The 21,877-nt window shown below is 30.5% G+C and carries 19 protein-coding genes; 7 read left to right on the top strand and 12 right to left on the bottom strand.

Features of this window, described 5'->3' with window-relative positions; genetic code table 11:
• Positions 1 to 161: 161 nt before the first annotated feature.
• Complete coding sequence (locus tag G9F71_RS20600; RefSeq protein ID WP_124999559.1) at positions 162 to 572, top strand: Fur family transcriptional regulator; 411 nt, start codon at positions 162 to 164, stop codon at positions 570 to 572.
• A 56-nt stretch (positions 573 to 628) separates the two neighbouring features.
• Here G9F71_RS20600 and G9F71_RS20605 read toward each other — a convergent pair whose 3' ends face one another.
• Entirely contained in the window at positions 629 to 1,873 is a 1,245-nt protein-coding gene (locus G9F71_RS20605; RefSeq protein WP_164948552.1) for an ABC transporter substrate-binding protein, read from the bottom strand.
• 104 nt (positions 1,874 to 1,977) lie between these two features.
• Between G9F71_RS20605 and G9F71_RS20610 the strand changes: the two genes are divergently transcribed.
• Positions 1,978 to 2,961 carry a VCBS repeat-containing protein gene (locus G9F71_RS20610; protein ID WP_164948553.1) on the top strand — a complete coding sequence of 328 codons (984 nt, stop codon included), beginning with the start codon at positions 1,978 to 1,980 and terminating at the stop codon, positions 2,959 to 2,961.
• A 264-nt stretch (positions 2,962 to 3,225) separates the two neighbouring features.
• Positions 3,226 to 3,603, top strand: a complete 378-nt coding sequence (locus G9F71_RS20615) for a polymer-forming cytoskeletal protein (RefSeq protein ID WP_124999565.1) — start codon at positions 3,226 to 3,228, stop codon at positions 3,601 to 3,603.
• A gap of 107 nt (positions 3,604 to 3,710) precedes the next feature.
• Here G9F71_RS20615 and G9F71_RS20620 read toward each other — a convergent pair whose 3' ends face one another.
• The 11 genes from G9F71_RS20620 to G9F71_RS20670 form a co-directional block, all read right to left on the bottom strand.
• Complete coding sequence (locus G9F71_RS20620) at positions 3,711 to 4,535, bottom strand: hypothetical protein (RefSeq protein ID WP_164948554.1); 825 nt, start codon at positions 4,533 to 4,535, stop codon at positions 3,711 to 3,713.
• A gap of 54 nt (positions 4,536 to 4,589) precedes the next feature.
• Complete coding sequence (locus tag G9F71_RS20625; protein WP_164948555.1) at positions 4,590 to 4,826, bottom strand: hypothetical protein; 237 nt, start codon at positions 4,824 to 4,826, stop codon at positions 4,590 to 4,592.
• 103 nt (positions 4,827 to 4,929) lie between these two features.
• Entirely contained in the window at positions 4,930 to 5,316 is a 387-nt protein-coding gene (locus tag G9F71_RS20630) for a hypothetical protein (protein ID WP_187353448.1), read from the bottom strand.
• Positions 5,317 to 5,654: 338 nt separating this feature from the next.
• On the bottom strand, positions 5,655 to 6,257 hold the full coding sequence (yihA, locus tag G9F71_RS20635) for a ribosome biogenesis GTP-binding protein YihA/YsxC (RefSeq protein ID WP_164948556.1): 603 nt from the start codon (positions 6,255 to 6,257) through the stop codon (positions 5,655 to 5,657).
• The gene (gene lon, locus G9F71_RS20640; RefSeq protein WP_164948557.1) at positions 6,238 to 8,580 is read right to left on the bottom strand and encodes an endopeptidase La; all 2,343 of its coding nucleotides are present in this window, start codon (positions 8,578 to 8,580) and stop codon (positions 6,238 to 6,240) included. Before lon ends, yihA begins: the two co-directional genes overlap by 20 nt.
• 316 nt (positions 8,581 to 8,896) lie before the next feature.
• The gene (lonB, locus tag G9F71_RS20645; protein ID WP_187353451.1) at positions 8,897 to 10,576 is read right to left on the bottom strand and encodes an ATP-dependent protease LonB; all 1,680 of its coding nucleotides are present in this window, start codon (positions 10,574 to 10,576) and stop codon (positions 8,897 to 8,899) included.
• A 210-nt stretch (positions 10,577 to 10,786) separates the two neighbouring features.
• Positions 10,787 to 12,079 (bottom strand): ATP-dependent Clp protease ATP-binding subunit ClpX, encoded by a 1,293-nt coding sequence (gene clpX / locus G9F71_RS20650; RefSeq protein WP_164948559.1) that lies wholly within the window; start codon positions 12,077 to 12,079, stop codon positions 10,787 to 10,789.
• A 19-nt stretch (positions 12,080 to 12,098) separates the two neighbouring features.
• Positions 12,099 to 12,683: an ATP-dependent Clp endopeptidase proteolytic subunit ClpP gene (clpP, locus tag G9F71_RS20655; protein WP_124999577.1), complete on the bottom strand. Its 585-nt coding sequence runs from the start codon at positions 12,681 to 12,683 to the stop codon at positions 12,099 to 12,101.
• Between the two features lie 152 nt (positions 12,684 to 12,835).
• On the bottom strand, positions 12,836 to 14,128 hold the full coding sequence (gene tig / locus G9F71_RS20660; protein WP_164948560.1) for a trigger factor: 1,293 nt from the start codon (positions 14,126 to 14,128) through the stop codon (positions 12,836 to 12,838).
• Positions 14,129 to 14,372: 244 nt separating this feature from the next.
• On the bottom strand, positions 14,373 to 15,173 hold the full coding sequence (locus G9F71_RS20665; RefSeq protein WP_164948561.1) for a sugar phosphate isomerase/epimerase family protein: 801 nt from the start codon (positions 15,171 to 15,173) through the stop codon (positions 14,373 to 14,375).
• 16 nt (positions 15,174 to 15,189) lie between these two features.
• A complete protein-coding gene (locus G9F71_RS20670; RefSeq protein ID WP_164948562.1) occupies positions 15,190 to 16,032 on the bottom strand; it encodes a hypothetical protein in 843 nt (280 codons plus the stop codon).
• Positions 16,033 to 16,651: 619 nt separating this feature from the next.
• Between G9F71_RS20670 and pflB the strand changes: the two genes are divergently transcribed.
• The 4 genes from pflB to G9F71_RS20690 all read left to right on the top strand — a co-directional run bounded on the left by pflB (position 16,652) and on the right by G9F71_RS20690 (position 21,752).
• Positions 16,652 to 18,880, top strand: coding sequence for a formate C-acetyltransferase (pflB, locus tag G9F71_RS20675; RefSeq protein ID WP_164948563.1), 2,229 nt, complete (start codon positions 16,652 to 16,654; stop codon positions 18,878 to 18,880).
• Positions 18,881 to 19,015: 135 nt separating this feature from the next.
• On the top strand, positions 19,016 to 19,741 hold the full coding sequence (gene pflA / locus G9F71_RS20680; RefSeq protein WP_164945598.1) for a pyruvate formate-lyase-activating protein: 726 nt from the start codon (positions 19,016 to 19,018) through the stop codon (positions 19,739 to 19,741).
• A 618-nt stretch (positions 19,742 to 20,359) separates the two neighbouring features.
• Positions 20,360 to 20,623 carry a CD3324 family protein gene (locus tag G9F71_RS20685; RefSeq protein WP_164948564.1) on the top strand — a complete coding sequence of 88 codons (264 nt, stop codon included), beginning with the start codon at positions 20,360 to 20,362 and terminating at the stop codon, positions 20,621 to 20,623.
• A gap of 193 nt (positions 20,624 to 20,816) precedes the next feature.
• Positions 20,817 to 21,752 (top strand): GNAT family N-acetyltransferase, encoded by a 936-nt coding sequence (locus G9F71_RS20690; protein WP_164948565.1) that lies wholly within the window; start codon positions 20,817 to 20,819, stop codon positions 21,750 to 21,752.
• Positions 21,753 to 21,877: the final 125 nt, after the last annotated feature.

A 21,877-nucleotide genomic window follows, 5' to 3' on the forward strand; every position in this document is an offset into this window, starting at 1 on the left:
TCTATATTACTAATATATGTTGCTTATCCTATAAATGAATTAAAAGTTTAATGATTTTTATTATTTTTACAAGTAGTGTGGAAATTATTTCTTTTGACAAGTAATAGTTTTTATTATATAATAAGTTTTATAACTATAAATTAGATTATAGGATGGTGTATATGGAGAACATTACAACAATTTTTAGAGAGAAAAAGTTAAAGCTAACACCTCAACGTATTGCAGTTTATAAATATTTAAAATCTACAAAAGAGCATCCTTCAGCAGAAGTTATTTACAAGGCCCTACAACCAACTTACCCTACTATGAGTTTAGCTACAATTTACAAAGCATTAAAAACTCTTGTTGCGGTTGAGTTAATAATAGAACTTAATGTAGGTGAAGGAAACTTTAGGTATGATGGAAACATGGCTACTCATCCTCATGTGCAATGCATAAGTTGCGGTAGAGTTGATGACATAGAAGGCATATCTTTTCCAAATGTAAATGAAGATGTTAAACAGCATACTAATTACGAAATTTTAGCGAGCAAAATATATTTTTACGGATTATGTAAAGATTGCAAAAAATGATTTATTAAGTAAAAAAAGAAGTATAGAAATTATACTTCTTTTTTTTATTTAATAAATCATTTATAAGATTCTTTTAATAACTCCTCCCATTCTTTAGAATTATAACCACTAGCTAAAATCCTTTTCAAAGTTATCAATACATTGCTTTTGATTTTATCAGGTAAATTATATAATGCAAGAATACTATTATCATTAGCTTTATACATATGTCCAACCATTATTTTGCCTATACCAGTTATTTTGTTATTTGCAATTTTGTTTCCACTTATAATTCCCTTTTGCACAATTCTTGCTTGAACCTCATCACTATAAATATATTTAATAAAAGCATTGGCATTATCCCCATTTTTTGCATTCATAGGCATACATACTAAAGAATTAATTATAATAGGCATATTAGAACCATAATTTGAATTATTATCATAATCTCCTATTATACCTATGTTTGTTCCATTAAGTTTAGAATTATAGTAAGAAATACATGCAAGCAGAGCCGCATCACCATTATTAAAACTAATAATGCTTTGTTCATTCCCTAACTCAAAAGATTCTTTAGAAATTCCACTGCCTTTTGTTAATAAATTAAATTTCTTAAATGTCTCCTGCATGGTTTTAAGCTTTTTATATGACTCCTCACCACTATCATAGCTTTCTTCAAGTTCATGAATATTTACCACTTTACTAGCAATTAAAGAAAACAGAAGTCCATTAGCATCTACATCTTCAGTTAACACTATTGGGGTTTTTATTCCCTTGTTATGAATTTGCTTCAAAACATCTAACCATTGTTCTAAATTCTTAGGGTTAGATATTTTTAATTTTTCTAGATTAACTTTATTATATAATAACTCAATAGAATATGGTACAACTCCTATGCCATAATATTTATCCCCTACTCTACCATAAGAGCCTACAATGTCATAATATCTATCGCCGATAGCCTCTTTTTCATAAACACTTTTCATATCACTAATTACTCCCTTTTTGCTAAGCTCAATAAGGGTATTCCTATTAGTGAAAATCACATCAATTTCTGTACCAAGATTAATGCTTTCCATGATATCACTTTTATTACCTAGTACATCATTTAGTTTTATTTCAACATCTGGATTGGCGCTTTTAAAATCCTCAATTAAAAACTTAATTACATTAGAAGAATATTTATCAGTTGTATCCAGGAATACATTTACTTTTTTTTGTTTTTCACTTTTATTAGATTTACAGGCTGAGAGTGTAAATACCATAATTAAAATTATAAAAAAACTAAATAGATTTTTCAGTATTTTAAATGATTTTTTCATAAGTTCACCTCTTAATAATAATAAATATGAATTTTTTAATTTTTTTTCTATATAAATTAATTAAATATATAATTGTTACATATAATTTAAAGGGGGTGGAATATATGAAATTACACATACTATTTTTTAAGAAGAAATTTGTTTACTATGCTTTAGCCTTTATTGTCTTTTCAACAATTTTTACAGTTCTCTTAGTAATTAGAAACAAGTCATTAAGTACATTTAATATTGTTACTGAAAGCAAAATGATGCAAGCTGATTTAACAGGGGATGGCACTAAGGATATTCTATACATAAAAACAGAAACAGAAACAGATAAATATTATATTCAAATAAATTCACAAGATAAAAGTTATTACCTTGAACCCTCTAAAAAAATTAATACTGTGGGAAATTATTATAAGGAGTGGCCAATGCGACTTACTTTAATGGACATATCTACAAACAACAAACCTGAAATATTTACCCAAGCCTCTGTAGAGAATGCAGCCTCTCTACAGGATACATCATCTATAAACAATAAAGCTGTTCAGCATGTATTCCTTTGGAATAATGAAAAATTTGATGATATATTTTGCAGCACCAATAATATTTTAGGTTTTATAGACAGTAAAAATAATAAAACGCCTAAAGTTTTATCTGGAAATATTAAAGATGGTAAAATGACTTTTACAAGTTATATTTTTATTAAGAACAGGTTAAAGTCTTTTAATTATAACTATGATGATAATTATATGGGTAAAAACACCATAACAGGCTTTATAAATCTTATGACAAGCTTTCCACAATCAGAATTAAATATGTCAAAAGAGCCTTTCTCACCTGATTTAAATGGTAATGATATATCACTATTAAACGATTTATGGAATAAAAAAATATATTTCAACTTCCAAGATGCTGTTTTCAAAGATTCTAATTGGGACAAAGAAGGCAATGCCAGTAAAATTCTATGGACCTTAAACTTTAAAGGTAGTACTGAAAGGGATTCAAAAGACACAAAAAACTATACCATAGAACTAATTCTTAAACCTATACCTAAAAGCGATACTACTTCTACCTTTAAAATTAGTTCTATAAGTATTAAGTAATAGCATAAATTTTAAATTAGATAGTTAATATATAAAATTTTGTTATAATTTACGGATTAAAAAGGGACCGTATTATCGGTCCCAAGGGGGATGGGGGGGGGTCCGCATAAAATAATTAATTTTATGCTAATGGAGATTTAACTCCGATTACATTTATAATATTAACCTTTTTGCATAGTTTTATTCATTATAAATGATATTTAAAATTATAAATTTATTATTGTTTAGAAATACAAACTAATTTAACATTGGAGGAGTGTTCATATGTTTAATAACAAGGAAAAAGATGTAAATAGGATTGAAACTTTAATTGGAGATCAATGCTTTATAATTGGTTCTTTAAATGTTAATGGATTAATAAAAATAGACGGTTCCATTGATGGAGACATATTTTGTGCAGATGATGTAATACTAGGAGAATCTGGCCACATAAAAGGCAATACTGTGTGTGATAATGCCTCTATAAACGGAATGATTAATGGAAATATCTGTTGCAAAAGCACATTGTCCATAGAAAGTTGTGGCAAGGTCAAAGGAGATATTTCAGTGAAAAAACTTATGATATCTGAAGGTGGAATTCTTGATGGTAAATGCACTATGATAGGTTATGAAGATCCTAATAGTGAAAATAATAATTTATAAGATAGACAATAAAATAACAGGCCGAATATGCACAAATATTTGCTCTGTTATTTTTTTGATGATTTTCATAAAAAACAGTATCATTGCAATATATCTAAATATAAGCCTTAATTAGAATTTTCTCCTACTATCTTATTTAGCATTTCAAGTTTCCTGTCATCTACTAGATGAGCTAATATATATATTAACTGTCCCAAATCCTCCTCTTCTAAGTTTTTCACAATATTATGTGTTCTTGCTTTAGGGTCAGTATGTTTAAATTCAACATCATTACTTTCAATAGGCTCACTATTTACAAACGTATTATTATTGGTCAATGAATTTATCATCTCACTAAGATTTGGATTATTTAAATCTAGATTATTTAAATCTATTCCAGCTAGCATATTTGAGATTTGACTTAGGTCTATACCTCCCATACCTGAAAATATATCTGCTAAAGTGTTGTCATTATCATCAACATTAGAATTTATTGAATCATTATTTCCACTTGAATTGTTTTTGTTATTCTTTGTAACACTTGATGTTGATTTCACCTTTGAATTCGTACTTGAATTTGCATTACCCGGGTTTAAATTATTCGTTAAGTTGCCTAGTATGTTATTACCTTGACCATTTAAATTACCCATAAGATTTGCTAATATATTGTTATCTTGGCCCCCTAAATTACCCAACAAATTTGTTAACATATTATTATCTTGACCACCCAAACCAGAAAGTAAACCTTCAAGCATATTATTACCGCCACCATTATTTCCAGAAAGCAAACTAGATAATAATGCCATCATCGGATTCCCAGAATTTCCATTTAGCATTTGTGTTAATGGATTACTATTAGAATTGTTATTGTTATTATTGCCGTTACTGTCATTGTTATTATTGTTATTTTCATTATTCATATTATTTGTATGGCTCTTATGATGTTTTGACACATTTATCACCTCATTTATAAATGGGAGAGCATAAGCTCTCCCTGATTTTTAAGACTAATAACCTAGACCTCTGCCACAACCTACTCTTCCACCTCTACAGAAACAAAAACCTAAGAATAATAATATTAATAGAAATGCGTTATTGTTTTCAAGTAGACATGTTTTTTGAAGTATAATTAAGATTATTAAAGCACAAATTGGATTTGAGCATAGACTTCCAAATTGATTTCCACATCCAACTTCAGCTACTGCAGCTACTGCTTCCTTACCACAACATCTTCTTTTTGACATATAAAACCCCCCTTTCTGGGCATGTTTCAATGTGTTACATATTTCAACTAAAGTAATCATTATTTTAATTTATCAGATGTTAACCTATTATTTTTTACCTAGTTTATTCGTCACAACAGTCGTTATTATTTGAGCAGCATCCTCTGTTTTGATTGCCACATGTGAATAAAAGTATTAATATTATTATCCACCAGCAGCCGAATCCTGAACCAGATCCACCAAATCCGCCGAATCCACCGAATCCACCGTTATTAATTGGACCACATCTACATAATTCTTTGCAGTGTTTAGGGTCGCATCCGCAAACAGTCCCACAATCTTGTCCTTGACCACCAAATCCTCCACAGAAGCATAATAGAATAATGATCAAAATTATTGAGCTTCCACCGAAGATGCCATTGTTGTTGTTGTTACAACAACATTTTTTATTATGATCACATTCATTTTTTTGAGCACTCGCTAATCCACTTAGCAATCCATTCATATCCACTTTACTTCCCCCCTTATATTTACTTATTAGTTAAATAACAATTAGTAATTGTTCTCTTCCTCTGTTTACCTCTTAATTTTAAAACCATTTTTCTTTTGTTTTCTAATATATACTATTCTGATAAATATAAATTGACACTGAATTTTCAATTAAAATACAAAAAAAATAGGCCTTATCACTTTGTGCAAAAATTACTATTTTACACTCTATAATATAGGTCTATTTTATTTATTACATTATTTTTATTCTATAGTTTCAGCTTCGTTAAATCATCACCTTCGGTGCTGCAATTAACGACTTCAGAAGGAATTTATATTCTCACTAAAGTTTTCTTTTTATTACAGTTTAGGCTCTCCTTCTGAACTGTCCTTAAACATATTTCCTAAAAGCTCTTTGACACCTATTTTTTTTAGTGATGAAATATTGATAATCTCTTCACTATCATCTAGATCAAGAGTTTCTCTTATTAACTTATTGTTTTGTACTAATTCTGTTCTATTTAACTTATCTTTTTTTGTTGCAACTATTACAACCTCGTAGCCAAAATGTTTAATCCATCCATACATTAGAAGGTCATCTTTAGTTGGCTTACGTCTACAATCCACGAGTAATGCTACCTTTTGGAGCTGAGGTCTACGGACTAAATAGTCCTCCATCATCTTTCCCCATTTAGCTTGTTCAGATTTAGATACTTTGGCATATCCATAACCTGGTAGATCAACAAAATAAAAGCTATTATTTATTAAAAAAAAGTTTATAAGTCTTGTTTTTCCAGGTGTACCACTAACTTTAACTAATTTACGTCTATTTGTTAAAGTATTTATTAAAGATGATTTCCCTACATTTGACCTGCCAACAAAAGCATATTCTACCATATTATCCGTAGGATATTGAGCAGGTTTTACTGCTGAAATTATGAATTCAGATTGTTTTATTTCCATTATTTATCTCTCCAATTAATGCGTTTTCAAGTACATCTTCTACTTTACTTGCAATTATAAATTTTAGTTTATCCTTAACACTCTTCGGTATTTTTTGTATATCTTTTTCATTGTCCTTTGGAATAATAATTGTGTCAATGCCTGCCCTATATGCAGCTAAAGATTTTTCCTTAAGCCCTCCAATAGGTAAAACCCTTCCCGTAAGCGTAATCTCACCTGTCATCGCTACGTTATGTCTTACTTTCCTGTTAGTTAAGGCAGATACCATTGCAGTAATCATAGTTACCCCAGCAGATGGACCATCTTTAGGCACTGCACCTTCTGGTACATGAATATGAATGTCCTTATTTTTATAAAAGTCACTATCAATATTATATTTAGCTGCATTAGCTCTAATATAACTATATCCAGCTTTAGCAGATTCTTTCATAACATCGCCTAATTTACCGGTAAGTTCAAGCTTACCATTTCCCTCCATGGCACTTACCTCTACAGGCAAAGTAACACCACCCACTGCGGTCCACGCAAGTCCTGTTACGACGCCTACTCCATCTTCCATATCAGCTTTATCATAAGTATATAGTTCAATTCCTAAATACCTTTTAACGTGCGCCGTTGTAACCTCAATATTTTCTTTAGTCTTTTCTACCATTTCAGTTATTGCTTTTCTGATAACTGAAGCAATTTGTCTTTCAAGATTTCTAACCCCTGATTCCCTAGTATAATTTTCTATAATACAATTTATTGAAGAATCAGAAAAATTTATTTTACTATCTTCCATATTATGTTCTTTTAACATCTTTGGAATAAGATGATTCTTAGCAATGTGGAACTTTTCTTCTGATGTATAACCCGATACCTCAATAATTTCCATTCTATCTAATAATGGTCTTGGAATCGTATCTAATTTATTTGCAGTAGTTATAAACAAAATCTTTGACAAATCAAAGTCGAGTTCCAAGTAATGATCCCTGAAAGTTGCATTTTGTTCACTATCTAAAACTTCGAGTAGTGCATCTGCAGGGTCACCCTTAAAGTCACCACTCATTTTATCAATTTCATCTAATAAGAACAATGGATTTTTAGATCCTGCTTGTTTCATGGCATATATGATTCTACCTGGAATTGCGCCCACGTAAGTTTTTCTATGTCCTCTTATTTCAGCCTCATCGCGTACTCCACCTAGAGACATTCTAACAAACTTTCTGTTTAATGCATTCGCAACAGATTTTGCTATAGATGTTTTTCCAACCCCTGGTGGCCCTACCAAACAAAGTATAGGTCCTTTAAGAGTTTTACTAATCTTTTTAACTGCTAAATATTCTATTATTCTTTCCTTAACATCCTCTAGTCCATAATGTTCTGCTGCAAAAACTTCTCTAGCCTTGTTAATATCGATGTTATCTTTAGTGAATTTATTCCAAGGCAACTCTAAAATCCAATCTAAATATGCTTTTATTACTCCACTTTCAGCAGAATAATTCCCTGCACTTTTCAATCTATTTAGTTCATAAATTGCTTTTTCTTTTGCCTCTTTAGGAAGTTTTGCCTTATTTATCTTAATTTGATATTCTTCTATTTCTCTTTTATTCTCGTCATCTTCTCCTAATTCTTCTTGTATAGCTTTTATTTGTTCTCTTAGATAATATTCCTTTTGGACTTTGTCAATCCTACTTTTAACCTTTGTTCCAATTTTCTTTTCTATTCTTAATACTTCAACTTCATTTTTTAATATAAATAGTAGTTTTTCTAATCTTTTAATAACATCTACTGTTTCAAGCAATTTTTGTTTTGTTTCTGGTTTTAGTATTAAATATGAACTTACAATATCACAATATCTTCCTGGCTCTTTGGTCTCTTCTAAACTGAATAGCGCATCGGGAAAATTATTAACTGATAGATTTATGTATTCCTCAAAAGCTTTATCTATAATTCTAATTAACGCCTTGCATTTCTTATCATCTTCAAAATCTTCATCTTCGATAATTTCTACTTCTACCCGTACAAAAGTTTCATTATCTTTATACTCCAAAATTTTTCCTCTTTTTAATCCTTCAACTAGTACCCTAATTGTATCTCCTGGTAACTTTAATATTTGCTTTATATTACAAATAGTACCAATACTATATATATCCTTTTCCTCTGGTTCTTCAATTTTTGATATCTTCTGTGAAACCAGAAAAATTTCTTGATTATTTAGCATAGCATTTTCTAATGCAAGAATAGATTTCTCTCTACCAACATCAAAATGCAACACCATATATGGAAATATATTCATACCTCTTAGTGGAATTAGCGGAAGAAGTTTTGTATTTTTATCCATTTTCTCCCTCTTTTCTAAATTAATATTATTTTATTAATATAAAGTTAGAACTTGAAATTCGAAATTTTATATTAATATATAGGTTATAGCTATTAATTTACTATATTTTTATAGCAGCTATAATTATAGCTACACTACTATAGTATACCTATAATAAGATTAATTTTCAATACTAGAAAATTTAAAATAAATTATAAGGCGCATAAAAACAAATAACAAGTCAAATATATTATCATACTTACTTGTTATTTGTTTAAATAAAAACAGCCAATATTAAATTCTCTTCTAAAATGTAGTTAAATCATCACCTTGGTCACTAAAGTTTTAATGCCTCAGCTGCTATAACATCCACATCTGGCTCAAATGTAATTGAAATATCTTTAGGTTCCTCCTGAATCAAAGCTTCTCGAATTACCTCAGTAATATTACTTACTGGTATAATCACTATGTTTTCAATATTTTTAAAGCTATCTTGCCAATTATCTATAGGAATAATAACCCTGGTAGCACCTGCCTTTTTTGCAGCAGCAACCTTGGCATTAACTCCTCCTATAGGCTTTACATTACCATGAATTGATATCTCTCCTGTCATTGCAACCCTGTTATCAACTGGTATACCTTTTATTGCACTGTATATTGCAGTTGTTATGCTTATACCAGCAGATGGACCATCCACAGGCGTTCCACCAGGAAAATTTACATGAATATCATAATCATCGCAATCTAAATTGAAATACTTTTCCAGTACTGTAACCACATTTTCAACTGAGGATCTTGCAGTACTTTTTCTTCTGAGCTTTTTATTTGCACTGCTTATTTCTTCTTCCTCAATAATTCCTGTAATTTTAAGTATACCTTTTCGAAGCTTTATTTTTTTTGCAGAAGCTTCAATTTCCATTACAGCTCCCATATTAGCTCCATAAACTGCTAGACCGTTTACATATCCAATTTGTGGTTTATCTGATATTTTAAACTCAGACCTTGGCGAATACTGCCCATTTTCTATAACCCATTCAATATCTTCAATACTTACTTCATTTCTTTCATCATTAATAGCAATTCCACTAGCTAACTGAATTAAATTAACAGTATCCCGTCCATTACTAGAGTATTTACCTACAAGCTTTAATGCTTTTTCACAAATTTTAAGACCAATTTTATTTATTGCGTTATCTGCGATTATCTGCAATTCTTCTGGAAGTAATTGTCTGAAAAATATTTCTACGCATCTGGACCTTATTGCAGGAGTTATTTCTTCCGGACTCCTGGTAGTTGCTCCTATAAGCCTAAAGTCAGCTGGAAGCCCTCCGTCAAAGACTTCTTTTATATAAAGTGGCGTATTGGGATCTTCTCCATTATAATAAGCACTGTCTAAAAATACTTTTCTATCCTCTAAAACTTTAAGGAGTTTATTCATTTCTATAGGATGTAGCTCTCCAATTTCATCAATAAACAAAATGCCTCCATGAGCTTTTGTAACTGCTCCAGGTTTTGGTTGAGGCACTCCAGCTGCTCCTAGTGGTCCAGCTCCTTGGTATATTGGATCATGAACAGATCCAATAAGTGGGTCTGCTATACCTCTTTCATCAAATCTCACTGTGGTTGCATCTATTTCTATAAACTTAGAAGATTCATTAAACGGAGAACGCGCTCTTTTTTTAGCGTCTTCAAGCACTAATCTAGCTGCCGCTGTTTTACCTATTCCTGGGGGACCATAAATTATGACATGTTGAGGATTAGGCCCACATATAGCTGCTTGCAGAGCCTTAATTCCTTTTTCCTGGCCTATAACATCTTCAAATCTTGTTGGTCTACTTTTCTCTGTTAGTGGTTCCGTAAGACTTATACTTTTCATTACTCTTAACTTTTCCATTTCTTTTTTGCTATCTACATTAACAGACACCTTTCCATTATGATGACTTTTTAATGCATTAAAAACATATATTCCAATTACTATGGTAAATAAAAGTTGTACTATCATCAGAAGTTGCATAATCATATTATTAAAAGTTTAATATTCAATTATATTAAACTAATCCTCCTTTCTGAGATTATTTAACAAGTTATAGTAAATATTCTATCATCTGATATTATGCTCAAGTTGTATTTAATATATTCTTTTTGTTCTAAATAATAATTCCCTTATTTATCAAAAAATAAAAAAAGACAGATAAGTAATCCGTCTTTCTATTGTATTTACATTTTTTTATGCTGTTTCTATACCTTTTTTACTTTTAATTTTTTTTGTTAACTTTAATTTTTCTCTTTTGCCATTTTCAGCTAAAACTAGTTGTGGAGTTCTAGTCTTAATAGTTTCCTCATTAACTATTACTTTAGATACTTCTTCATTAGACGGAATATCAAACATAATTTCCTTCATTGTATCCTCTATAATAGATCTGAGTCCACGAGCTCCAGTTTTTCTTTTAATAGCTTCTTTTGCTATAGCTTTTAAAGCTTGCTCTTCGAACTCTAACTCTACATTATCCATTTCAAACAATTTCTTATATTGTTTAATAAGCGCATTTTTAGGTTCACTAAGAATTTTAACCAATGCCTCTTCATCTAAAGCTTCAAGAGTAACTACTATAGGAAGCCTACCTACAAACTCTGGGATTAAACCAAATTTCAGTAAATCTCCTGGCATTATAGATTTTAATAGTTCTCCTACATTTTTTTCTTCTTTAGATTGTATTTCAGCTCCGAAACCAACGGAAGTAGTTCTAGTTCTTTTTTCTATGATTTTATCAAGTCCATCAAAGGCTCCTCCACAGATAAATAAAATATTAGCTGTGTTTATCTGAATAAATTCCTGATGAGGGTGCTTTCTTCCGCCTTGTGGTGGTACTGATGCTGTAGTGCCTTCTAATATTTTAAGTAATGCTTGTTGAACCCCTTCACCAGATACATCCCTAGTTATAGAAGGATTTTCTGATTTCCTAGCAATCTTATCTATTTCATCTATATAGATAATACCTTTTTCTGCTTTTTCTACATCATAGTCAGCATTTTGTATTAATTTAAGCAAGATGTTTTCCACATCTTCCCCTACATACCCTGCTTCAGTAAGTGTAGTTGCATCTGCTATAGCAAAAGGTACATTTAAGTATTTTGCCAAGGTTTGCGCAAGTAGTGTTTTCCCACAGCCTGTAGGTCCAAGTAATAATATATTACTTTTCTGAAGTTCAACATCACTTTCATTAATATTTGAATTTATTCTTTTGTAATGATTGTATACTGCCACAGCCAAGGATTTTTTAGCGGTATCTTGACCAACTACATAATCATCTATATATTTTTTTATTTCTGCTGGTTTTGGCAATGTACCTAAATCTAGTTCCACATCTCCCTGGAATTCATCTACAATTATTTCAGAACATAATTCTATACATTCATCGCAGATATATACTCCCGGCCCTGCAATTAATCTTCTAACTTGGTCTTGGTTTTTACCACAGAAAGAACATTTAAGTTGTTTTTTTTCATCATACTTTGGCATATCTTCACCTCAATTAATGTTATTTCCTTTTAGTTATAACTTCATCTATTAATCCATACTCCATAGCCTCTTGTGAACTCATAAAGTAATCTCTTTCAACATCATGTTGAATTTTCTCCAATGTTTGGCCAGTTCTTTCACTCAATATCTTATTTAACGTATCTTTAGTTCTCATAATTCGTTTTGCATGGATATCAATATCCGTTGCTTGACCTTGAAATCCTCCTAAAGGCTGATGTATCAAAATCTCACTATTAGGCAATGCAAATCTTTTTCCCTTTTCTCCAGCTGCTAGTAAGAACGCTCCCATGGATGCTGCCATACCAGTACATATAGTTGAAACTTGTGGCTTTATCAATTGCATTGTGTCAAAAATAGCCATGCCTGATGTAATTGATCCACCTGGACTATTTATATATAAATAAATGTCTTTATCAGGGTCTTCTGACTCCAAATACAATAACTGAGCAACAATTAAACTAGCTGTTACATCATTTACTTCTTCTCCTAGAAAAATTATTCTTTCTTTTAATAATCTTGAATAAATATCATAGGATCTTTCTCCCCTATTTGTTTGTTCAACAACCATTGGCACCAAACTCATATAATTCCCTCCTCTTGTCTAATAATAGAACTACTTCGAAAGGTAATCCACTTGTAATTCTATCCTAAATAATTGATTTTTAACCATATAATTTTATCCTATATTTAAAATTAATTGCCAGAAAAATATCTGGCAATTAATTTTAAAGTATATTATGCAATAACTTTAGCGCTATCAACTAACATTTTTATTACTTTTTCATTTACAACATCAATTTCCAGATATTGTTTTTGTGCTTTTAAAATTAAATCTGCTGTTTTATCTATATCTTTTTCTCCATATTGAGCAGCAACTTGTTTTGCTTTTGCAAGCATTTCTTCGTCAGTTGCTTCAACTTTTTCTATTTTTGCTATTTCTGTTATTATTAAATCTGTTTTAACTCTTTTTTCTGCTGCTTCTTTCATGAATTCTCTAACTTTTTCTTCTGTGTTATTAGTATACTGATAATATTGTTCAAGCTCTAAACCTTGATATTTTAATTTTGTTTCTAAATCTTTGAGCATAACATCAGTTTCTCTTTTTATCATAACTTCTGGAATGTCCATTGGAACATTAGAGCAAACTGCATCTATTACAGCTTCTTCAAATTCTTTTACTTCTCTATCTTTACTTGATTTTTCAAGGTTTGCTTTAATATCATTTCTTAATTCCTCTAAAGTATCAAATTCTGATACATCTTTAGCAAATTCATCATCAATAGCTGGTAATTCTTTTTTCTTCATGCTTTTAACAGTTACGTTAAAAGTTGCAAGTTTTCCATTTAAGTCTTCTCTTCCATATGCTTCTGGGAAATTAACTTTAACTTCTTTACTTTCTCCTGCTTTTAGTTCAACTAATTGTTGTTCAAAAGTATCAATAAATGATCCTGAACCAATTTCAAGTTCAAAGTCTTTTCCTTCTCCACCTTCAAAGGCTACCTCATCAATAAATCCTTTAAAGTCTATAACAGCTATATCGCCCATTGCAACAGTGCCATCAACCTTCTCTTCGATTCTAGCATTTTTTTCTTGCATACCTTTTAGTTGGTTTTCAATTTCATCATCTGTTACATTATATTCAGTTTTCTTAGCTTCAAGTCCTTTGTACTCTCCAAGTTTAACTTCTGGAATTACTGCTACAGAAGCAGTATATACAAAATCTTTTCCTTCGCCTATTTCAATAATATCAATTTTAGGATAATCCAATGGACTTATATCATACTCTTTTAAAGCCTCTGGATATGTATCATCGCAACAGAAATTTATAGCGTCTTCAAAGAAAACACCTTCACCATACATTTTCTTTATTATAGACATTGGTGCTTTACCTTTTCTGAATCCAGGTATGTTTATAGTTTTTGAGTTTTTTGCAGAAGATTTTTTCAAAGATTCATTAAACCTTTTTGCTTCCACTGTTATTTCTAATTTAACAATATTTTTTTCTAATTTTTCCATTTTAACTATCATTATATTACTCCTCCTAATCACCACAAATGCTTGTTAACCTTAACATTATAACATAAATTTTAAGGTCTTTACAAATATTATTAAGCATCTACACTTATATAGTCTAATATTACTGATTATAACTAAATTTTTTATAATTTACAACACAATTTTAGTAATGTTATAATCTATTAACATTTTAAATCCCATAATAAGTTAAATTTTCCATATAATGCGCTTTCAAAATTGCATGTCCGATAATTGTTTACTCTTCCAAACTATAGTTAAAGCTTTCATAAATATTTTTCTTCGCCTTTGTAAGTTGTTCATAATTTGAATAATTGTTTTTGTAAACTTCAATAATCCCTTTCCCACTATATCCTACGCTTTTAAGCTTACTTGCTATATCTTTATAATCTAAATTTCCTTCTCCTGGTAAAAGGCAAGATGAATTCTCATCTCTATCATTAATATGAAGGTTCACTATCTTATTACCCATAAGATTTATATATTTTTCAAGAGGTATATTAGTTCTATAAGCTTGTTTTAAATCCAAAGTAAAATATATTGGATATTTACATTTTTCAGATAAAAGCGTTAAAAAATTCAAATCAGAAGACATACACCAAGATACATTTTCCTGCGCCAATTTAATATCTAACTCCATTGCAATATAAGATAGTTCATTGTATATATCTATTACAAATTGAGTGTCTAGTTCATTAAAATTCACATAACGCATACCATGAAAAGTATAGCAACTTGCGCCTAAAGCCTTTGCTGCCTTGCAAACATTTTTAAAATGCTTTAACATATCCGTTCTTCGTCTATCATATTTATCAAAAAGATAGGGTTCAAAAGAGCTTGAAAATGCATGAACTGAATTTACGTTGAATTCATAGAATTCCTTTTTTTCTAAAAGTACCTTCACAAACTCCTGTGAGTATTCACTCCATGTATTTAGAAATATTTCACCATGATCAAATCCTAACTCTTTCATCTTCACTATACTGTTTTCTGTATGTAAATCAGGATAAAAGCAAGCTGACGATAATCCTATATCCATAATTAACCTCTTCCCCCTATTCTATTGTTTCTCCAGCAAACGTTACATATACCACATTACCATCTATAAGTGTAGTAAGCCCCTTAGTAGTGATGTTTTTGAAAGTTATATGCATACCAGATGCTGTTTTTACCTGGGTATGAAGATTACTTTTCAGATTCACCTTCCATATATATTGTACTGCTCTTTCATTTATCCAAGGTAATTCACTAACATATGCAATGTTATCTTCATCAATGAACTTAGGTGTAATGGACCAAAGATAGTTTTTATGGGTTTTAAATAGTTCCTCCTTTGAAAACATTTGTCCCTTGCTAGATTGATGTGTTTTTTTTGTAATGTTTTTACTCACCTTGTTTATATCAACATATAGAAGGTCTTGATTGTTTGTACTCTGTATAACTATAGATTTCTTACTTGGACTTATATCATATGAAATATTTTTATCATTTATTATCCCTTTTATGGTCTTTTCTGCCGCCTTAACACTAATTTCAACACTGATTTTCTGCCCATCAGATAGTGCTACAACAAAGACTTCATTTTTCAAAGTTGCTTCTACTTTTAAAGCTTTTTCCGCTTGAACTGCTTTACTTTTTTCAGAATCTGATTGTGGTTTAGCAACCTGTGGTGTTTTTTCCACTTGTACGTCACTACTGCGTTTGTCTTTGGATTTATTTAATAAGATGCTATTTATACCATTTTTCATACTTATCCCACTATTTTTTAGTACATCAAAATCTGTAATCAAAAATATAGTTAACCCTATTATAGGGACAATAATCAATAGTACTATTTTCCTTTTTCTTTTTTTTACTTCTTTCTTATAATCCTTGCTAAACATGCTAGGTTTGCTCATATTTTTAAACCTCCATTCTAAATATACATTATTTCAATACACTATTTATTATAACGCATTATAATTGAAAAGAATATTAATTTTTCTAGATTTATTCTGTGTTTCAAAGCGACAAATCTTTCTTTCAAATTCTAATGTGAGAATCACGCTAAAATTAAAATCGTATAAATCATTATGACCTTAATCAATTTACATATTTACCAATTTAGATTAATATATCCTTCTGTTGTTTCGCATTAAAATTTTTCTGTTTCATTATTTATTTTTAATTTTATTTACTAATAAATCCTTATATTTCAACACTTTTAAAATTATTAAAATATTCTAAATTTTAAAACTTTTATATAAGCACTTGAACTGTTTCACTTTTAATATTACAATATATTATATTGACAAGTTAAATTTTAAATAACATTTATAACCGTTATTTATTTTATGAATCTTATGTAACTTTTACTTTTATGTATTAACAAATACAATAAAATATTGTATAATATCTTAAACAGTATTAATTGTCAATTAATACTTATTATTTGATTTATTTACTCGTTTAGTTTTATACTTTAAGAATTATTACATAAAATAATCTGAAATCAATGTATTATAAGGAGGAAAAAAAATGTTTAAACAATGGAATGGTTTCAAAGGTGATGAATGGAAGAATAAAATTGATGTAAGTGACTTTATTCAAAAGAATTACACTTTATATGAAGGTGATGATAGTTTTTTAGTAGGAAAAACAGCTAAGACTAATAAAGTTTGGGATAAAGCTTATTCACTTATTTTAAAAGAGATTAAACAAGGTATTATAGATGTAGAAACTAATGAAATTTCAGGAATAGACAATTTTGCTCCTGGATATATAGATAAGGAAAATGAAGTAATTGTTGGATTCCAAACAGATGCTCCCCTAAAAAGAATAGTAAACCCATTTGGTGGCTTTAGAATGGTAGAACAATCACTAGAAGAATATGGTTTTAAATTAAATAAGGATATAGAAAATTTCTTCCCTAAATATAGAAAAACTCATAACGAAGGAGTTTTTGATGCATACTCTCCTGCTACAAAAGTTGCAAGAAATGTAGGACTCCTAACTGGACTTCCAGATGCATATGGTCGCGGAAGGATAATAGGAGACTATAGAAGAGTAGCTCTTTATGGAATAGATTTTTTAATAGAAGAAAAGAAAAAAGATTTAACGAAGTTAACAGGACTTGCTACTGATTCACTAATAAGACATAGAGAAGAAGTAAGTATGCAAATAAGAGCTCTTGCTGCAATAAAAAGCATGGCTTCAAAATATGGAGTTGATATTTCAAAACCGGCTACTACAGCAGTAGAAGCTACTCAAGCAGTTTATTTTGGATATCTTGCAGGAATAAAAGAAAACAACGGTGCTGCAATGTCTCTTGGAAGAACAACTACTTTCTTAGACATTTATATGCAAAGAGACTTAGCAGCAGGCATATTAACTGAGGATGGAGCACAAGAGATTGTTGATCAATTCGTAATTAAACTTAGAATGGCAAGACATCTTAGAACACCTGAATACAATGAATTATTTGGTGGAGATCCAAATTGGGTAACAGAATCAATAGGCGGTGTAGCCATTAACGGAAAAGCAATGGTAACAAAAACTTCCTTTAGATTTCTTCATACATTAACAAATTTAGGATCAGCACCAGAACCAAACATGACTGTGCTTTGGTCAGAAAAATTACCAGAACCTTTCAAAAAATATTGTGCTAAAATGTCTATTGAAACAGATGCACTTCAATATGAAAATGATGATGTAATGAGACCAATATATGGAGAGGACTATGGAATAGCTTGCTGCGTTTCTGCTATGGAAATTGGTAAGAGGATGCAATTCTTTGGAGCTCGCGCAAACCTAGCCAAATCATTATTACTATCACTTAACGGTGGAATGGACGAATTAAAAGGTAAGCTTGTAATACCTGGAATCGAAAAAACAACTGATGGGATTCTTGATTACAAAACAGTTAGAGCAATGTATTCAAAAGTTTTAGCCTATGTTGCAGAGATGTATGTAGATACAATGAATACTATACATTATATGCACGATAAGTACGCTTATGAAGCTGGTCAATTATCCCTTCATGATACCGACCTAAAATACTTCATGGCATTCGGTGTAGCAGGACTTTCAGTTGCAGCTGACTCCTTAAGTGCTATAAAATTTGCTAAGGTATCTCCAATAAGAAATGAAAATGGAATAACAGTTGACTTTAAAATAGAAGGAGATTTCCCTAAATATGGAAATGATGATGACAGAGTTGATGATTTAGCTGTTAATCTTATTAAAGAATTTAGTGATGAGCTTAAAAAACACCCAGCTTACAAGAACGCTGAGCATACACTATCTGCACTTACTATTACCTCTAATGTTGTTTATGGTAAAAAGACAGGAGCAACTCCTGACGGAAGAAAACAAGGTATACCACTTGCTCCAGGAGCAAACCCAACACAATGCCACGATGAAAATGGAGCACTCGCATCATTAAATTCAGTTGCTAAGATTCCTTATAGAAAATACTGCCAAGATGGAGTTTCAAATACTTTTTCAATAGTACCAGCCGCACTTGGGATAGATGAAGATACAAGAATAAATAATCTAGTTTTCCTTTTAGATGGCTATTTTGCACAAAGTGCGCACCATTTAAATGTAAATGTCTTAAATAGAGACGTTTTAATTGATGCTATGGAAAATCCAGACAAATATCCAACATTAACAGTAAGGGTATCAGGATATGCAGTTCACTTCAATAGATTATCAAAAGAACAACAGCTTGAAGTTATTAGCAGAACTTTCCATAAAAAAATATAATTAGTTTTTTATATAATATGAGAGATGCTTATTCTTATAAGCATCTCTCGACTTATATAAAAAAACTAATTATAAATTTCATTTTATGTTATTTAAAAATTGATTTTTATACACTAGTGCGGAGGAGGAATATATATGGTAAAAGGTAACATTCATTCTATAGAAAGTATGGGACTAGTTGATGGTCCTGGGATAAGAGTAGTTGTTTTTTTTCAAGGTTGTAAATTGCGATGTGCCTACTGCCATAACCCTGATACATGGAGTCTCAGTGGTGGCACAGAAATGACACCCAGCGAAATTGTTCAAAAGATTATTAGATTCAAGCCATATTTTGATCGTTCTTCTGGCGGAGTTACTTTCTCTGGCGGTGATCCATTAATGCAACCTGAATTTCTTCTCCAGTGTTTAAAATTATGTAAACAAAATGGCATTCATACTACTCTAGATACCTCTGGTTTTGGTAATGGTGACTATGCTGATATATTAGAATATACAGATTTAGTTCTTTTAGATATAAAACAGACAACTAGTAAGGGCTACGTTAATTTAACCGGTAGAGATACAGGAGATATTAATTTATTTTTAGAAGCTTTAAGAAAATCAAAATCTAGGGTTTGGGTAAGACATGTTGTTGTACCAGGAATTACAGATTCTGTGGAACATATAACTAAAATTGCTAAAATAATTAGTGAAGAAGTTCCTAATTTAGATAAAGTCGAACTCCTTGCCTATCATGTTCTAGGAGTAAGTAAATACGAAGCTCTATCAATTCCTTATAAATTAAAAGGTGTAGAGCCCATGGATAAAGATAAAACTAAGGAACTTCAAATATTAATAAATAATTTACTAAACCTGAAATAATATTTAGTGCAATCATTATCCCTTTTTTCTTATAGAATGCTATAACAAAAGTATATATTGCTAAAATGCTTTCACTTCGCCAAGTAATTCTAAGATTTATTTTATTTTCAGCTGCTAAAAAATGCAAACTCGCTTACGCTCAAACATGCATTTTTCTTTACGCACCTGCAAATAAAATAAATTTTGAATTACTAAGGCTTGTTCAAATGCATTCTACGCAATATATACTTTTGTTAGCATTATCTAAGAAAAAAAAGGTCTTTGCTTCTTTCATATTTTTGCTGCCAATTGTGAAAATATCAATGTGCTATTTATAGTATTAAATTTGAGAAATTTAGAAAAGTATATAATTTCATGTAAAATACTGGTACAATATTTATAAGAGTTGTTTCGCAATTGTAAGTTAGTTTTATAAATAGGATATGTTTTTAAAAGGAGGTACTAGAATGGCTAAAACATTTGGTTTTGTACATATCATGCTCCATGCAAAGTCTGCTTAATGAGCATTGACGATACCTTACATGGAGTATAATAGAATTATTTATAATCGTCGATATTCATTCTAGTTGAAACAGACTTTGCATCCTTAATAACATTAAATTAAGGAGCTGAGTTAGAATGAAATATATTAAAGCTTGTGATATATTCCCAAAATATCTTTTAGAAGAAATTCAACAGTATACTGAAGGCTGTATTGTCTACATTCCTAATAAAACGGGAAATCGTAGGTCCTGGGGTGACATGACAGGCACAAAAACCAAATTACAGAACCGAAATATGCAGATTAAAGTTGACTTTAAGGCTGGTATAGTCATTGATGAATTAGCTGAAAAGTACAGTCTCTCAGTTGAATCCATAAAAAAAGTAATTTACTCTCGGTGAAGATATACCCCTGGCATAATAATATGGCAGGGGTATGTCTTATATTTTTATAAAAAATTCTAGGAATATACACTTACGCTTTATCATTGTAAAATACATATTATAGTCGGGGTTAAAAGAACTCTAAGATGAAGTTTATAATCAAAAACCATAAATAAACATTCTACTAACTGGCGAGGAAGGGGTAAATATTTTGAGTATTACTTTTAGATATTATACAGATGAAGATTTTTTAAAATTAGAAGAACTTATTTTAGTAAGTTATGCATGGGGAAATCCACCATGGGGATTAAGCCATCATGAGTTTTCTCGTGGAGTTTCTAGCGCATGGGCAAATGTAAAAGATAATTGGAGACATACCGTTGGGATATGGGAAGAAGATGGCAATATTATTTCATCGGTTATATGCGAAGGTGTGTGGAACGCAGATGCATTTTTCCTTTTTGAATCTTTAGAACGTCAAAGAGACAGCGAACTACTTGAAAGAATGTTTCATCATGCAGAAACACATTTGTCCTGTTTCACAAGGGGTACAAAAGACTATGAAAATAAGACCAGGCATTTACATATAGTGATTCCACCAGAATATGCTTTGGTAAGAAATATGGTGAAAGAGAGAGGGTATGAGCTATCACAGAATGTCGAACGATCACTGATACTTCCATTTTCGGGAAAGAAATTTGATGTTGTGCTTCCAGCGGGATATACCATAGCTGATGGAAATCAAACACCAGACTTTTTCCTTTCCAATTCGCATATGTTTTCCTTTAACTATACACTTCCAACAGCGGAAACGGGTGAAATAGGATTTCATGATTTAAGAAAAATGCCAGGGTATAAACCAGAACTTGATTTGTGCATATTGGATACGGAAGGAAAGCCAGTAGGAATTGCTATCATCTGGTATAATGATAAAATGCCTTATTGTGAATTAGAGCCACTTGGAGTTGTATGGTGGTGCAGACGAAAGGGAATAGCAAGGGCATTGATATATGAGGCAGCCAACCGTGTTATGAAGATGTCACCGCAGTGTAGAGGTATGCTTGGAGGAGACCAGTCATTTTATTGGGATTTAGGTTTTAAAGTTGAAACAATTAATGAAGTTTGGGATTGGAGCAAAAAATTTTAACAGTGCATAATCTTCATATATTGTTGTGCGAAAATTTTAAATAAAATTGTAAATAGGATACATAATTTGATTTTCAGATGTAAGCAACTCAATAATTCATGATCATAATGTCCTTTTAAAAACAA

Source organism: Clostridium sp. FP2 (assembly GCF_011065955.2).
Classification (GTDB): domain Bacteria; phylum Bacillota; class Clostridia; order Clostridiales; family Clostridiaceae; genus Clostridium_AD; species Clostridium_AD tagluense.